This window comes from Spongiivirga sp. MCCC 1A20706, assembly GCF_046524175.1.
GTDB lineage: Bacteria > Bacteroidota > Bacteroidia > Flavobacteriales > Flavobacteriaceae > Spongiivirga.
Genome location: NZ_JBEFZF010000001.1, coordinates 722,312 through 737,755, shown reverse-complemented (window position 1 = coordinate 737,755; position 15,444 = coordinate 722,312). Strand labels below are relative to the sequence as shown.

Annotated in this window: 17 protein-coding genes; 12 read left to right on the top strand and 5 right to left on the bottom strand. The window is 35.3% G+C overall.

The window, feature by feature from the left end:
- Positions 1 to 12: 12 nt before the first annotated feature.
- Genes leuD through ABN763_RS03440 form a run of 3 tightly spaced genes read right to left on the bottom strand, consistent with a single transcriptional unit; the run spans position 13 to position 3,155 of the window.
- Positions 13 to 600, bottom strand: coding sequence for a 3-isopropylmalate dehydratase small subunit (leuD, locus tag ABN763_RS03450; RefSeq protein ID WP_410484020.1), 588 nt, complete (start codon positions 598 to 600; stop codon positions 13 to 15).
- Positions 600 to 1,982 (bottom strand): 3-isopropylmalate dehydratase large subunit, encoded by a 1,383-nt coding sequence (gene leuC, locus ABN763_RS03445; protein WP_410484019.1) that lies wholly within the window; start codon positions 1,980 to 1,982, stop codon positions 600 to 602. The genes leuD and leuC overlap by 1 nt, the downstream gene beginning before the upstream one ends.
- The gene (locus ABN763_RS03440) at positions 1,983 to 3,155 is read right to left on the bottom strand and encodes a 2-isopropylmalate synthase (RefSeq protein WP_410484018.1); all 1,173 of its coding nucleotides are present in this window, start codon (positions 3,153 to 3,155) and stop codon (positions 1,983 to 1,985) included. It abuts the gene before it with no gap.
- A 147-nt stretch (positions 3,156 to 3,302) separates the two neighbouring features.
- On the opposite strand from ABN763_RS03440, the gene ABN763_RS03435 reads away from it, so the two are divergent.
- Positions 3,303 to 4,847 (top strand): hypothetical protein, encoded by a 1,545-nt coding sequence (locus ABN763_RS03435; protein WP_410484017.1) that lies wholly within the window; start codon positions 3,303 to 3,305, stop codon positions 4,845 to 4,847.
- Entirely contained in the window at positions 4,847 to 5,722 is an 876-nt protein-coding gene (locus tag ABN763_RS03430) for a DMT family transporter (RefSeq protein ID WP_410484016.1), read from the top strand. Before ABN763_RS03435 ends, ABN763_RS03430 begins: the two co-directional genes overlap by 1 nt.
- Here ABN763_RS03430 and ABN763_RS03425 read toward each other — a convergent pair.
- Complete coding sequence (locus ABN763_RS03425; protein ID WP_410484015.1) at positions 5,719 to 6,261, bottom strand: hypothetical protein; 543 nt, start codon at positions 6,259 to 6,261, stop codon at positions 5,719 to 5,721. The genes ABN763_RS03430 and ABN763_RS03425 overlap by 4 nt on opposite strands.
- An 18-nt stretch (positions 6,262 to 6,279) precedes the next feature.
- Entirely contained in the window at positions 6,280 to 7,149 is an 870-nt protein-coding gene (locus ABN763_RS03420) for an OmpA family protein (protein WP_410484014.1), read from the bottom strand.
- Between the two features lie 323 nt (positions 7,150 to 7,472).
- On the opposite strand from ABN763_RS03420, the gene hisG reads away from it, so the two are divergent.
- From hisG to hisIE, 10 genes are read left to right on the top strand one after another with little or no spacing between them, the layout of a single operon-like run.
- Positions 7,473 to 8,330, top strand: a complete 858-nt coding sequence (gene hisG, locus ABN763_RS03415) for an ATP phosphoribosyltransferase (RefSeq protein WP_410484013.1) — start codon at positions 7,473 to 7,475, stop codon at positions 8,328 to 8,330.
- 10 nt (positions 8,331 to 8,340) lie between these two features.
- On the top strand, positions 8,341 to 9,627 hold the full coding sequence (hisD, locus tag ABN763_RS03410; RefSeq protein WP_410484012.1) for a histidinol dehydrogenase: 1,287 nt from the start codon (positions 8,341 to 8,343) through the stop codon (positions 9,625 to 9,627).
- Positions 9,624 to 10,673, top strand: coding sequence for a histidinol-phosphate transaminase (hisC, locus tag ABN763_RS03405; protein WP_410484011.1), 1,050 nt, complete (start codon positions 9,624 to 9,626; stop codon positions 10,671 to 10,673). Before hisD ends, hisC begins: the two co-directional genes overlap by 4 nt.
- Complete coding sequence (gene hisB / locus ABN763_RS03400) at positions 10,673 to 11,812, top strand: bifunctional histidinol-phosphatase/imidazoleglycerol-phosphate dehydratase HisB (RefSeq protein ID WP_410484010.1); 1,140 nt, start codon at positions 10,673 to 10,675, stop codon at positions 11,810 to 11,812. The genes hisC and hisB overlap by 1 nt, the downstream gene beginning before the upstream one ends.
- Complete coding sequence (gene hisH / locus ABN763_RS03395) at positions 11,812 to 12,393, top strand: imidazole glycerol phosphate synthase subunit HisH (protein WP_410484009.1); 582 nt, start codon at positions 11,812 to 11,814, stop codon at positions 12,391 to 12,393. The genes hisB and hisH overlap by 1 nt, the downstream gene beginning before the upstream one ends.
- On the top strand, positions 12,390 to 12,812 hold the full coding sequence (locus ABN763_RS03390) for a GNAT family N-acetyltransferase (protein ID WP_410484008.1): 423 nt from the start codon (positions 12,390 to 12,392) through the stop codon (positions 12,810 to 12,812). Before hisH ends, ABN763_RS03390 begins: the two co-directional genes overlap by 4 nt.
- A complete protein-coding gene (hisA, locus tag ABN763_RS03385) occupies positions 12,812 to 13,546 on the top strand; it encodes a 1-(5-phosphoribosyl)-5-[(5-phosphoribosylamino)methylideneamino]imidazole-4-carboxamide isomerase (RefSeq protein WP_410484007.1) in 735 nt (244 codons plus the stop codon). Before ABN763_RS03390 ends, hisA begins: the two co-directional genes overlap by 1 nt.
- Position 13,547: 1 nt before the next feature.
- Positions 13,548 to 14,060, top strand: coding sequence for a DinB family protein (locus ABN763_RS03380; protein WP_410484006.1), 513 nt, complete (start codon positions 13,548 to 13,550; stop codon positions 14,058 to 14,060).
- A complete protein-coding gene (gene hisF, locus ABN763_RS03375; RefSeq protein WP_410484005.1) occupies positions 14,061 to 14,816 on the top strand; it encodes an imidazole glycerol phosphate synthase subunit HisF in 756 nt (251 codons plus the stop codon).
- Entirely contained in the window at positions 14,816 to 15,415 is a 600-nt protein-coding gene (gene hisIE / locus ABN763_RS03370; protein WP_410484004.1) for a bifunctional phosphoribosyl-AMP cyclohydrolase/phosphoribosyl-ATP diphosphatase HisIE, read from the top strand. Before hisF ends, hisIE begins: the two co-directional genes overlap by 1 nt.
- The last annotated feature ends 29 nt before the right edge of the window (positions 15,416 to 15,444 follow it).

The window sequence follows — 15,444 nt, the reverse complement described above, 5'->3', positions numbered from 1 at the left end:
CGATTTTAAGGATTAAATTCTGGAAGCTTCAAAAGCTTCTATTTTGTCTTTATTACTTATTAAATAGTCAATATCATCATAACCATTAATAAGGCATACTTTTTTATAAGGATCTATTTCAAAGGTACAATTCAGGGATTCACCAACAATTTCTAAGGTTTGATTCTCTAGATTAATTTGAAGTTGTGTAGAAGGTTCGTCGGTAACCTTAGCCAATATTTTTTCTAGTACTTCGGGATTTACCTGTATTGGTAAAATACCATTATTAAGAGCATTTCCCTTAAAGATGTCGGCAAAAAAACTAGAAACAACTACTTTAAATCCATATCCTGCAAGAGCCCATGCAGCATGTTCGCGACTACTGCCACACCCGAAATTATCACCAGCAACCAAAATACTACCACTATATGACTCGTTGTTTAAAATGAAATCTTTATTTACGGATCCATCTTTATTAAACCGCCAGTCTCTAAATACATTGTCTCCAAAACCAGCTTTATCAGTTGCTTTCAAAAATCTAGCAGGAATTATTTGATCGGTATCGATGTTTTCAATGGATAGTGGTACCGCAGTAGATACCATCGTTGTAAACTTCTCCATTAATTAAGTTGTTTTGTAATATCAATTATTTTTCCTTCTATAGCCGCAGCCGCTGCCACTAATGGACTTGCCAAAATAGTCCTTGCACCTTGACCTTGCCTTCCCTCGAAATTTCTATTGGAGGTTGATACACAGTATTCTCCCTCCGGAATTTTATCATCGTTCATGGCTAAACAAGCAGAACAACCTGGTTGACGTAATTCAAATCCGGCTTCTGTGAAGATTGTTGACAAGCCTTCTTTTATGATTTGTTGTGCTACTTGTTGTGAGCCAGGAACGATTAATGCATGAACATTTTGAGCCTTTTGCTTACCTTTAATATAATTTGCTGCTACTCGAAAATCTTCAATTCTGGAGTTGGTACAGCTACCAATAAATACCCAATTAATTGGCTGTTCTAAAAGTGACTGCCCTTTTTTAAAACCCATATAGGCTAATGATTTTTCAAAAGAAGCATCAGTAAATTCAGGAATATTTTCGTTTATTTTCATCCCCATACCCGGATTGGTACCATAAGTAATCATGGGTTTAATGTCAGCACCGTCAAATTCATATTCTTGATCAAAGATGGCATCATCATCGGTAAGTAGGGATTTCCAATAAGCTAGTTTTTTATCCCATTCTTCACCATTAGGAGCAAATTCTCGGTTTTTTATGTATTCAAAAGTCGTTTCATCCGGGGCAATCATACCTCCACGAGCCCCCATTTCAATACTCATATTGCAGACAGTCATACGACCCTCCATACTCATATTTTCGAAAACCTCACCGGCGTATTCACAAAAATATCCTGTACCTGAGTTTGTTCCTAACTTAGCGATGATGTACAAAATAACATCTTTTGGCAATACGCCGGATTTGAGTTTTCCGTTTACAGTTACGCGTAGTTTTTTAGGTTTTTTCAATAGCAAGCACTGACTAGCAAATACCTGAGCAACTTGACTGGTACCAATACCGAATGCAATACTACCAAATGCACCATGTGTTGAAGTATGGCTGTCTCCGCATACTATGGTCATTCCTGGTTGGGTGACACCCAATTCAGGGCCTATGACATGTACAATACCGTTGTACTTATGGCCAAGGCCATAAAATTCAATATCATTTGCTTCACAGTTTTCAGCAAGTTGTTTCAATTGTTTTCTCGATAAAACGTCTTTAACAGGTAGATGTTGATCTTTCGTAGGGGTATTATGATCAGCTGTTGCAAGAATTTGTTTTGGCCTAAATATGGGAATATTCCTTGACTTCAACTCCGCAAATGCTTGAGGGCTTGTTACTTCGTGTATTAAATGTTTATCTATATATAATATTTGCGGGCCGTTTTCTATTTGATCGACCACATGGCTATCCCAAACTTTATCGAATAATGTTTTTCCCATTTAGGCAACTGCATTTACTTCTACATTACATGATTTAATGATTTCATGAATGTCGTTATCATCAATTTCTTTCTTTCGATCTGCAAAGCTTAAAAACTCATTATATACTTCATCTAATTGGAGTTTAGTAAGCTCATAACCTACCTTTTTAGCACGATAGGCGAGGGCTGCACGACCACTACGAGCAGTAAGTACAATAGCAGATTCTGTTACGCCTACATCGTGTGGATTAATGATTTCATAGGTTTCACGATTTTTGATCACACCATCTTGGTGAATTCCTGAGCTATGTGCAAAGGCATTAGCACCTACAATTGCCTTGTTCGGTTGAATAGGTACTCCCATTTTATCAGAAACCATTTGACTAGTCCCATACAAATAGGTGGCATCAATCTTAGTATCTAGATTTAAATATGGATGTTGACGCAGTACCATCACCACCTCTTCTAATGAGGTATTACCTGCACGTTCACCAATACCATTTATTGTACACTCAATTTGTCGGGCACCATTCTGAACCCCACTTATTGAGTTTGCTGTTGCAAGGCCAAGATCATTATGACAATGACAAGAAAGAATTGCTTTGTCAATTCCCCGTACGTTTTCTTTTAAATATTTAATCTTCGAACCATACTCAGCAGGTAGGCAGTAACCGGTGGTGTCTGGAATGTTCAAAACGGTTGCTCCTGCTTTAATTACCGCTTCGCAAACTTTAGCTAAAAATTCATTATCAGTACGACCTGCATCCTCTGCAAAAAACTCTACATCTTCAACATAGCTTTTAGCATGAGTCACGGCAGCAACCGCTCGGCGAATAATCTCATCTTGATCACAATTGAATTTAAACTTAATATGAGACTCTGAAGTACCTATACCAGTATGAATTCTCGGGCGCTTTGCATATTTCAAAGCATCTGCCGCAACGTCAATATCCTTTTTAACTGCCCTTGTAAGTCCACATACAGTAGTGTTTTTTACAAGTTTGGAAATTTCTGTGACGGAGTGAAAATCTCCTGGACTCGAAATGGGAAATCCCGCTTCAATCACATCAACTCCAAGTGCTTCGAGCCGTTCAGCAATTTCTAGCTTTTGAGGAGTATTTAATTTGCATCCTGGCACTTGTTCTCCATCTCGAAGTGTAGTGTCAAATATTTGAACGTGGTCTTTTGCCATCAGGAAAATATATTTTCTATTTCTAATACTAATTTATACTTTGGACACCCGAATAAATGAAAACACTTTTAATCTTTTACAACGTTAAAACAATAGTATTTTAATGTAATATATTGATTATCAGATTTATAAATACACATTTTCATTATGACTAATGGTCAAAAAGACGCATTATTTACGTTGATAAAATCGCTTTCAAAGTCAGAAAAGAGACAATTTAAATTGTATGTAAATCGACTTGGTATGAATGCGGATGCAAAGTTTTTGGCATTATTCAATCTGTTAGAAAAACTAAAACAGTATGATGAAAAGCAAATTTTAGATAGCGGAATTGTCAAAAAACAACAGTTATCAAATCTAAAAGCACATTTATACAAGCAAGTTTTAATTAGTTTACGCTTAAACCCTGTTCATCAGAATATTCGATCTCAATTGCGAGAACAACTTGATTTTGCATCAATTCTATATCATAAAGGACTTTATAAGCAAAGTTTAAAAATGCTCGATAGGGCTAAAACTGCAGCATTAGAACACGAAGAGAAAAATATTGCCTATGAGATTGTAGAACTCGAAAAGGTAATAGAGTCGCAGTATATTACCAGAAGTATGAGTAATCGTGCCGAAGAGTTGGTTGAGCAAGCAAAAACATTAAGTAGGCAAAATGTATTGACTAGTAGGCTATCAAATGTGTCATTGCAGTTGTATGGGCTGATGTTAAAAACGGGTTATGTAAAGAATGATGAAGAATTGCGAGTAGTAAAGCAGTTTTTTAGCGATAAACTGCCTAACTATGATAGTAGCTTGCTTGGATTTAGAGAAAAATTGTGGCTATTTAAGGCACATTTATGGTATAGCTTTTTAACTCAGGATTTCCTTTCCTCCTATCGGTACGCTAAGAAATGGGTCGACCTTTTTGACGAGTCACCAAAAATGATCAAACTAAATCCAGTTTTCTACCTTAAGGGACACCATTATTTATTAGAATCGTTGTTTTTTATTAAAAACCAATCTCAGTTTAAAGAGGTACTCGAAAAGCTGGAAAGGCTAAGAGATAATCAACGTTTTCTTGTTGATGATAATATCGAATCACTCTTGTTTTTGTATACCTATAGTAATAAGCTTAACTATCACTTTTTAAGCGGAACCTTTGGTGAAGGAGTACCTATCGTTGATGAAATTTTGAGTGGATTGAAAAAGTACCGATCACGCATTGATGAACATCATATTATGGTGTTTTATTACAAAATTGCATGTTTATATTTTGGTGCAGGCGATGGCAGAACGTGTATAAAATACTTGCAGAAAATTATTAGCAACAGATCGCTTAAGATGCGGGAAGATTTGATGTGTTTTGCCCGAGTACTTAATTTGGTTGCACATTATGATGCTGGAATAGACTACAATTTAGAAATGCAAATACGTATTACGTATAAGTTTTTACTTAAAATGGACAATTTGCAAAAGGTACAGAAAGAAATGATTCGTTTTCTTCGCAGCTTCGGAGATTTTTACCCTCAAGATCTTAAAAATGAGTTCAAAAAGCTGCATGCTAAACTAAAGGAGTACGAAAATCATCCTTATGAAAAGAGAGCCTTTTTATATTTAGATATTATCAGCTGGTTAGAAAGTAAAATTCAGAACAAATCAGTAGGTGACATTATTAGAGAAAAAGCGCTGGCGCTTAATAAATAATGGGAGCTAATTCCAACAGTCATTTTACTCGTATTGCCGAACTTAACTTGGCGATGCTCTTAATAAGCACTTCTGGTGCGTTAGGTCGCTTTGTTAATTTATCGCCACCAATTACCATTTTTTACCGTGCACTTTTTGCAATTGGTATTCTATATCTGTTTTGTAAATTTCGAAAACTTTCTTTTAATATTCCTTCAAATAAAGATCGATGGACAATTTTTTTTGGGGGGCTGTTTTTAGGAGGGCATTGGGTTACTTATTTCTATGCCTTGCAATATAGTAATGTTGCAATTGGGATGTTATCTATTTTTACATATCCTGTAATAACGGCCTTTTTGGAACCACTGTTATTAAAAACAAGATTACAACTTATTCATTTGCTGCTTGCACTTTTAGTTTTGGTTGGAATTTATTTCCTAGTGCCAGAATTTGATTTTTCGAATGACTATACAAAAGCCGTTGCTTTTGGTGTGTGTTCTGCATTATGTTACGCAATAAGGAACATATTAATGAAGAAACAGATAGCTGTTTACAATGGGTCGGTATTAATGTGGTATCAAATTTTGGCTGTAGGTATTTTGTTGACACCGGCTCTTTTTGTTTTTCATAATGAGCAACCCGAACCCAATGAATGGTGGGCAATTGTGCTACTGGCACTGCTAACGACAAGTATCGGGCACACTTTGTTCTTGATGAGCTTCCGTCATTTTTCAATAACAACGGCTAGTTTAATTAGCAGCGCGCAGCCCGTTTATGGTATTGTTATTGGTATTATTTTTTTAAAAGAAATACCAAGTATCACCACTGTTTTAGGCGGCTTACTTATACTAAGTACCGTTATTATTGAAAGTATTAGATCAGGAAAAAAGGCTTAGCTATTTTTTAGTTTATTTGCTTGATCCACCCAATTATCACGTTCGATTCTACCCGGAAAAAACTGAATAAGATCGGTAACATCATCGATATCCTTTTTGGTAAAATTACTTATTTGATCAAAAGTGTAAATACCAATGCCATTAAGTTTTTTCTCGATAAATGGACCAACACCGCTTATTCTTTTCAAATCATCTTTTTGAGATTCGTCGGCTTTGCCGAAGCTTTCAAAGTTCAAACTAGGTTTTTCGGTAGCAACTTCTAGAGGTTTTACTTCTTGAATAGCAATTGGTTCGGGATCTTTTTCAACCTTAACCTGTGTCTTTTTACGAAGTTTTTGTTCTGCTTCCACTTCAGCTTGCTTTATGTTTAGCTGATCGTTAAGACTCTTTTTTTCAGAAGCGCAATCATCAATAGCTGCTTTTAATTTTCTTTTATAATACCTTCTGGCAAAGAAGTAGCCTATTAAAAAACAAATTAAGCAGAGAATAAATAAGACTATGTATTCCCAGGTGGATACTGGATTTAATTGATCTAGCATAATATAATGGTTGGAAAGTTAATTAACTATAATTTCTATTCTTCTATTTTTCGCTCGTCCTTCTTCTGTGTCATTAGATGCTATCGGAACGGCTTCTCCTTGAGAGGAATTTTTCAATTTATTGGCATCGATTCCCTGAGAAATAAGGTAGTTCTTCACGTTTAAGGCACGCTGAGCACCAAAAAAAGTATTTGATTCTGCACTACCAACGTTATCAGTATGTCCAATAATGTTAACTGTTTTATCAGGATTTCTATCGAGATAACTTTTTAACTCAGCGGTAAACGCTTTTAAAGTATTATCAGGAACAAATTCTTTTGATCCGAAGTCAGCATACAGTGTCTTGTTGGTAATACTTTTATCGATTTCTACCTTACGTTCTTTAGTGATGGTATTGACTAGCATTTCAATGCCACCATTGTAAGTACCCTCGTCGCTATATTCGTAACCTTCCTGATTTGCTTTTACCAAAATGCGATCAGCATTTATTCCATGATCAACCAACAGTCGTTTTATAAATGATGCTCGCTGTAATCCATATGAACCATTGCTATCGGCTTCCCGACTTTTATAAAAGCCCTTTATAATTAACTCTTTATCTTGATTCTTATTTAAATAATGAAATATCGAATCCTTAAAGCGCATAAGGCGCTGAGGGATAAAAACGGAACCATTTTTATTATTAATTTGAAGTTGATCATCAAATTGAAAAATAATGTCTCCATTGTCAGCTAGAACCGACAAATTCTGATTTGATCTTATTGTTTCGGCTTCTTCTAACTGAACTGGGCGTTCAATACAGAGATTTTTAGTTTTACATGTGTAGTACCATATTCCAAAGATTGACCAGCCTAAGAATATTGCAAAAGCTAATAAAAAATTTCTCATTACAAGGAAGTATTGTTAGGTGAATACTGGCTTAAATTCATTACTTGACCACAAGGTAATTATTTAAAAACGAACCTGTTATGGTTTTTTTGGATTTTTTTAAGAAAATTGTCTTTGGGGTAGTTTGTGATTCAACCAAATAATGACTTACTTTGTCTTTTAAATGAGAAAGACTAATTTACATCATCACCATTTTCATACTTGCTCTCAAGCGAGGTGAATTTGGTATGTTTAAAATTAACATATTAAACCCGTTTGAGATATCAAGCGGGTTTTTTTATTTAAAAAATGCTTGGTTTCTCAGTTTAACCAAAAAAAATGAAATGACAAAAATTAGAATTGCTGTACAAAAATCAGGAAGGCTGAATCAAGAATCACTCTCACTATTAAAAAGTTGTGGTGTATCTATAGAAAATGGAAAGGACCAGTTAAAAGCAGCTGCTCGAAATTTTCCACTTGAGGTATTTTACTTACGCAATGGTGATATACCACAATACTTAAGAGATGGTGTAGTTGATATTGCAATCTTAGGGGAGAATACCTTAATAGAGAAAGGTGCAAATTTAAGTATTATTGAACGCTTGGGATTTTCAAAATGTAGAGTTTCGCTTGCTATACCTAAAGGAACAGCATATAATGGTTTAACCTATTTTGAAGGAAAGAAAATAGCTACTTCCTATCCCAATACCGTAAAGGACTATTTAGCTGAAAAAGGCATTAAAGCTGATCTACATATAATAAACGGATCCGTTGAAATCGCCCCTAACATTGGTTTAGCAGATGCTATTTGCGACATTGTTTCTAGTGGAAGCACCTTATTTAAAAATAATTTGAAAGAGGTGGAGGTCATGCTTACTAGTGAAGCTGTTTTAACTGTTTCACCAAAAATTTCTGATGAGGCGCAGACCATTCTTAATAAGCTTCAATTTCGTATTCAATCCGTATTAAAAGGCCAACGTAGTAAATACGTTTTATTAAATGCACCAAATGATAAACTTGAAAAAATTATATCATTATTACCGGGAATGAAAAGCCCAACAGTATTGCCTTTAGCCCAAGAGGGATGGAGTTCGGTGCATTCTGTCATGAATAAAGATAGCTTTTGGGATGTAATTGACGAGTTAAAACAAGCCGGAGCAGAGGGCATTTTAGTTTGTCCTATTGAAAAAATGGTTTTTTAAAAGGTAGGTAATGAATAAAATTTATAATCCGAAAAAGGAAAGATGGAGTGGGATTCTATCTCGTCCTACTAAAACCGTTGCAGATATAGAAAGTACAGTGACCAATGTATTTAATGATATTAAAGAGAATGGTGATAAAGCGGTATTAAACTATACTAAGCAGTTTGATAAGGTTGAATTAGAAAATATTATTGTTTCTGAGGAGGAAATAAAGAATGCAATTGAAGAAGTTTCGACAGAATTGAAAGAAGCAATACAGCTCGCTAAACAAAATATTGAACGATTTCACGAGGCTCAGCTGGCTCCACCAGTTAGAGTGCAAACTACTTTCGGAGTGGAATGCTGGCAAGAAAAAAGACCTATACAAAAAGTCGGTTTATATATTCCTGGCGGCACTGCACCTTTATTTTCAACGATATTAATGTTAGCAGTACCTGCAAAAATTGCAGGTTGTAATGAAGTTATTTTATGTACCCCGCCAGATGTTGAAGGAAATATCAATCCGGTAATACTATATACTGCCTATTTATGTGGTGTAAGAAAAATATATAAAGTAGGGGGCATTCAGGCAATTGGTGCAATGACCTTTGGTACAGAAACGATCTCCCAAGTGTATAAAATTTTTGGACCAGGAAATCAATACGTGACAGTTGCTAAGCAATTAGCTACAAAGTATGGTGTAGCAATCGATATGCCCGCAGGTCCTTCAGAATTATTAGTGGTGGCCGATGATGTTGCTAAACCTTCATTCATAGCTTCCGATTTATTGAGTCAGGCAGAACATGGGGAAGACAGCCAAGTAATTTTAGTATCTACTTCAAAAGAATTAATAGAAAAGGTAGAAGTTGAAATCGAAAAACAACTAGAACAGCTTCCTAGAAAAGAAATAGCCGCTAAAGCCATTGAAAACTCAAAGCTTATTTATGTGGAGTCAGATGAAATAGCAATGGAATTAATAGACCAATATGGTCCTGAGCATTTTATTGTATGTACCGCAAATGATGAGTTTTATGTAAAAAACATAGGTAATGCAGGTTCTGTTTTTATTGGTAACTACACGCCTGAAAGTGCAGGTGATTATGCTTCAGGAACGAATCATACGTTGCCCACGAATGGATATGCTAAACAATACAGTGGCGTTAACTTAAATAGCTTTATGAAGAGTATGACTTTTCAAAAAATATCGAAGGATGGGATTCAAAATATTGGTAATGCTATTGAATTAATGGCAGAGGCTGAAGGTTTGCATGCACACAAGAATGCAGTAACATTACGATTAAAAAGTCTTGAAGAATGAGCTTAAATTTTAACGTTAACCGCTTAGTGAGATCAAATGTTGCAAAGCTACAACCTTATAGTTCAGCTCGGGATGAGTTCAAGGATTTTGATCAGGATATGGTGTTTTTAGATGCCAACGAGAATCCTTTTGAAAATGGAGTTAACAGATATCCTGATCCTCAACAACGTAATTTGAAGTCCGTACTGGCTGATCAGAAAAATGTAGATACGAATCAAATATTACTAGGCAATGGTTCAGATGAAGTGTTGGATTTAATATTTAGGGCTTTCTGTGAACCCAAAGAAGATGGTATTATCACCTTACCGCCCACATATGGCATGTATAAGGTATTGGCTGAAACGAATGATATTGAAAACAAAGAAGTACTATTAACATCCGATTTTGAACCTGATGTTAATGCTATACTTCAAACGGCTAATGAAAAGTCTAAGTTGCTATTTCTCTGTTCGCCTAATAATCCAACAGCGAACAGTTTTTCAGCATCTAAAATTGAAAGGCTATTGAATGAATTTGATGGGATAGTGGTAATTGACGAAGCCTATATCGATTTCTCACCAAATGAAAGTTGGGCCATCAAACTTAATCAATATCCTAATTTAATTGTAACACAAACACTCTCCAAAGCTTATGGCCTGGCGGGAATACGCCTTGGAATATGCTTCGCTTCAGCTGAAATAATTTCGGTTTTAAATAAGATCAAACCGCCTTACAATGTGAATGAGCTGACCCAACAGCGCGCACTAAAACGAGTAACTGATCTTGATAGTATTAAAAAGGAAGTTGAAACAATTTTACAGGAAAGAATAAAAATTGAAAAGAGCTTATCTCAAATTCCTTTTGTAAAAAAAATATATCCTTCTGATGCCAATTTTATTCTTGCTAAAGTTGATGATGCGAACACTCGTTATCAACAACTACTCAATAAAGGAATTGTAGTAAGAAACAGAAGCACCCAACCTTTATGTGAAGAAACCCTTCGTTTTACGGTTGGAACAGAAAAAGAAAATAATTCACTAATCACAGCTTTAAAAGCACTTATATAATGTCAAAAAAAGTACTTTTTATAGACAGAGATGGTACCATCGTTCTCGAACCAGAAAACTATCAACTAGATACTTTAGAAAAACTAGAATTTTACCCAAAAGCATTTCAATATTTGGCTAAAATAGCTTCCGAACTTGATTTTGAAATTGCAATGATCACCAATCAAGACGGTTTGGGAACATCAAGTTTTCCAGAGGAAACTTTTTGGCCGACTCAAAATTTTATTATCAATGCTTTTAAAAACGAGGGAGTCATTTTTGATGAGGTATTTATCGATAAATCCTTTCCGGAAGATAATGCTCCTACCCGTAAGCCCCGAACCGGTTTATTGGGAAAATACCTAGGCAATAAAGATTATGATCTTGAAAATTCCTTGGTAATCGGTGATCGTTTAACTGACATGGAATTAGCCAAAAATATAGGAGGAAAAGGCATTTTCATAAATGATCATGAAGCTTTAGGAAGTGAAGAACTTTCAGTTAAAAGGGAAGAGCTACAACAAACTATTGCTTTAGAGACAAATGACTGGAAAAAAATTTATGAGTTTTTAAAACTTCAAGAGCGTACGGCTTCAATCGAGCGAATAACAAATGAAACAGATATTAAAATTAAGCTGAATCTCGATGGAACTGGGAAAAGTAATATTGATACGGGAATCGCTTTTTTTGATCATATGCTAGATCAAATAGCAAGGCATGGTCAAATGGATTTAGACATTCAGGTAAAAGGCGACCTTGAGGTTGATGAACACCACACAATCGAAGATACCGCGATTGCATTGGGAGAAGTATTTAGCGATGCTTTGGGTAATAAATTAGGTATTGAACGATATGGATTTTGTTTGCCAATGGATGACTGTTTGGCACAAGTTGCGATAGATTTTGGAGGTAGAAACTGGTTAGTTTGGGAAGCTGAATTTAAGAGAGAAATGATTGGAAAAATGCCCACTGAGATGTTTTATCACTTTTTTAAATCGTTTACCGATGGTGCCAAAGCAAATCTGAATATAAAGGTAGAGGGTACAAATGAACATCATAAAATTGAAGCTATTTTTAAAGCGTTTGCTAAAGCAATAAAAGTAGCAGTAAAGCGTGATGTTGATAAAATGATTTTACCCAGTACTAAAGGAATGTTGTGATGAAAATTGTAATAATAGATTATGGGGCAGGTAATACTAAAAGTATTCAATTTGCCATTGAAAGGTTGGGATGGAAATCGATTTTGAGTGATAACCCTAACGAGATTATAAAAGCAAATAAAGTCATTTTCCCAGGAGTCGGTGAGGCAAGTAGCGCAATGTCAAAACTTAAAGCTACCGGCTTAGATAAACTAATTCCGCAACTAACACAGCCAGTATTGGGTATTTGCTTAGGAATGCAGTTAATGTGCAATTCATCTGAAGAAGGAAATACCAAAGGGCTGGGGATTTTTGATATTGATGTTGTGAAGTTTAATCATGGTGTAAAAGTCCCACAAATTGGCTGGAATCTTATTTCGAACTTAAAATCTCCATTATTCTATGATCTAAATGATAAAGAATATATGTATTTGGTGCACAGTTTTTACGCTCCAATTTGTGAAGATACTGTAGCCACTACTGATTATGGGATATCGTATACTACTGCTTTGCAAAAAGACAATTTTTATGGAGTGCAGTTTCACCCGGAAAAGAGCAGTAAAGCAGGTTCGAAAATATTAAGCAACTTTTTTGAACTATGATGACCGAAAGTGGTATCGAAATTACAAACGACAAATCACTCGTCAATGTTGAATATGTTCATCAATACTTGTCAAAAACTTCGTATTGGGCGAAAGGTAGAAGTAAGGAAGATGTTATTCAATCAATAGAAAATTCTATTTGTTTTAGTGTACTCGATAGCAATAAAAACCAAATAGGATTCGCCAGAGTGGTAACAGATACAGTTGTTTTTGCCTGGATAATGGACGTCTTTGTAGACAAACGCTATCAGGGGTTAGGTATTGGAAAACTATTGATAAAAAACATGCTAAGTCATCCATCATTAGCTGAGGTTAACGGCATTGGATTAAAGACTTTTGATGCACATGGCTTATATAAAAAGTATGGTTTTAATATTGTAGAAGATCCTGAAATTTGGATGTTTAAAAAAATCAAGTAATGAGAATAATACCTGCCATAGATATTATAGAAGGTAAATGTGTTAGACTCTCTAAAGGAGATTACAGCACTAAAAAGATATATAATGAAAACCCGCTTGAAGTTGCTAAAGAATTTGAAGCAAGCGGTATTCAATATTTGCACTTAGTTGATTTGGACGGTGCAAAGAGTAAGCATATAGTCAATCATGGAATTCTGGAACAAATTGCATTAAAAACAAGTCTAAAAGTCGATTTTGGTGGCGGGTTAAAGACTGATGATGATTTGAGAATTGCTTTTGAAAGCGGAGCGAATCAGATTACCGGGGGCAGTATAGCTGTTAAGAATCCAGATGTCTTTAAGAATTGGCTACAACAGTATGGAACAGATAAAATAATTCTTGGAGCTGATGCTAATAATGAAAAAATCGCGGTTTCTGGTTGGTTAGAAGAAAGTGATGAAGAATTGATTCCTTTTATTCAACAGTATCAAAAGGAAGGAGTTCAATATATTATTTGTACGGATATTAGTAAGGATGGGATGCTAGAAGGACCTAGTTTTGATCTTTATGATAAGATCATAAAGCAATGCAATAATAATTCAACTATAAAACTCATAGCCTCTGGCGGGATATCAACTTTTGATGAATTGCCTAAGCTTAAAGAAATGGGTTGTGAAGGAACCATCATAGGGAAGGCCATTTATGAAGGCCGTATTTCTATGAAACAGCTAGAAGGATTTATTTTAAATAATTAAAATGGAACAATTAGTAGTCTTGGAATTTAAAGAAAATGCCATTTTTCGACTAAACGAATCCAACAGGATGGTTGCTATTGCTTTTGAAAACCTTAAAGAAGAACAGTTATGGACTCGTCCTAATGGCATTTCTAATAGTGTTGGAAATCTGATTTTACACTTATGCGGAAACATTACTCAATATGCCATTTCTTCTTTAGGGGAAACGCGAGATGTACGTGATCGGGATGCTGAATTTAATGCTACGGAAGGTTTTACCAAAGATGAATTGTTAAAAAAACTTATCAATACGGTCCAACAAGCGAAAGACGTTATCAATAAATCTACCATTGGGCAACTGATAAAGAAGAGAGAAGTACAAGGTTTTAATTTTTCAGGAATTGGCATTATTATGCACGTTGTTGAACATTATTCCTATCATACAGGGCAAATAGCCTTTTGGATAAAACAACTAAATGGGGCCGATTTAGGTTTTTATGATGGAATGGATTTAAATACTAAAAACGAAGACTAGATGCTGACAAAAAGAATAATTCCTTGTTTAGATATAAAGAACGGGCGTACCGTTAAAGGTGTTAACTTTGTAGATCTACGCGATGCAGGAGATCCGGTCGAGTTGGCTGAAATTTACGCCGAAAGTGGAGCCGATGAATTGGTGTTTTTAGATATTTCGGCCACCGAGGAAAGAAGACGAACTTTAGCTAATTTGGTATTACGAGTTGCTGAGAAAGTGAACATTCCTTTTACTGTGGGTGGAGGTATAAGTGCGGTCGAAGATGTAGATGTTTTGCTAAAAAACGGAGCCGATAAGATATCAATTAATTCATCTGCTGTAAAGAATCCACAATTAATTAACGATCTCGTTGCAAAATTTGGGAGTCAGTGTATCGTTGTAGCAATTGATGCTAAAAAAATAGATGATAATTGGAAAGTACATTTAGTAGGAGGGAAGGTACCAACAGAACTTGATCTTTTTGAATGGGCTAAAGAGGTAGAGGAACGCGGTGCTGGAGAAATTCTGTTTACATCAATGGATAATGATGGCACCAAAGATGGTTTTGCTAATGACGCGCTGGCAAAACTATCTACTTCACTGAACATACCGATTATTGCTTCTGGTGGCGCAGGTAATATGCAACACTTTACCGATACTTTTGAAAAGGGTAAGGCTGATGCTGCTTTAGCAGCAAGTGTGTTTCATTTTAAAGAAATTGAAATAATAGATTTAAAAAAAGAACTAAAAGAAAACGGGATTCCCGTAAGACTCTAATGAAAATAGATTTTAATAAAAATACTGATGGTCTGGTGCCCGCGATCATTCAAGATGCGGATACTAAAAATGTTCTCATGCTGGGCTATATGAATCAAGAAGCGTTTGATAAGACTTACGAAACCAAGAAAGTAACGTTTTACAGTCGTACAAAACAACGATTATGGACAAAGGGAGAAGAAAGTGGTAATTTTCTGAATTTAGTTAATATGCAACTCGATTGTGATCAAGATACCTTGTTGGTTTTTGTTAATCCCGTTGGTCCAACTTGTCATACAGGTACAGATACTTGTTGGGGGAGCAAAAATGAGCTGCAGTATGGATTTTTATCAAGTTTGGAAGACATTATTCAAGACCGGAAGGAGAATTTAGATCAGGAAAATAGTTATGTAGCCTCCCTTTTTAAAAAAGGAATTAACAAGGTTGCGCAGAAAGTAGGAGAAGAGGCAGTTGAAGTGGTGATTGAAGCAAAAGACAATAATGATGAACTATTTGTAAATGAATCCGCTGATTTGTTGTTTCATTATTTGATATTGTTACAAGCCAAAGGGTTTAGCTTGAATGATATCGTAAGCGTATTAAAAGAACGACATCGTTGAATAAAAAAGCCGGAAATTTCATATTGAAA